The sequence below is a fragment of the Neobacillus sp. YIM B06451 genome, from assembly GCF_032667185.1.
Classification (GTDB): Bacteria; Bacillota; Bacilli; order Bacillales; family Cytobacillaceae; genus Bacillus_D.
In genome coordinates this window covers 1-370 of the sequence record NZ_JAVFKJ010000042.1, presented here as the reverse complement: position 1 = coordinate 370, position 370 = coordinate 1, and the positions used below count along the sequence as shown (strand labels likewise).

At 49.5% G+C, this 370-nt stretch carries 2 tRNA genes; both read left to right on the top strand.

Annotated elements, in window-relative coordinates:
- Nucleotides 1-197 precede the first annotated feature (197 nt).
- Nucleotides 198-273, top strand: a tRNA-Lys gene (locus tag RB160_RS23985).
- 9 nt (nucleotides 274-282) lie between these two features.
- A tRNA-Leu gene (locus RB160_RS23980) sits at nucleotides 283-364 on the top strand.
- The last annotated feature ends 6 nt before the right edge of the window (nucleotides 365-370 follow it).

The following is a 370-nucleotide window of genomic DNA, read 5'->3' as shown; positions in this document are numbered from 1 at the left end:
AATTGGTAGAGCAACTGACTTGTAATCAGTAGGTTGGGGGTTCAAGTCCTCTAGCCGGCACCATTTTTGAGCCATTAGCTCAGTCGGTAGAGCAACGAGCAAAGCTTCATGAATAAGCCGCGAGTTGCGGAGTAGAACGAAAGTTCTGCGTAGCATCTGACTGACGTTAACATATATTTAGGGAGCATTCCCTGTACGAGCCATTAGCTCAGTTGGTAGAGCATCTGACTTTTAATCAGAGGGTCGAAGGTTCGAGTCCTTCATGGCTCACCATTTTCATATGCGGGTGTGGCGGAATTGGCAGACGCACTAGACTTAGGATCTAGCGCCGCGAGGCGTGGGGGTTCGACTCCCTTCACCCGCATTATTA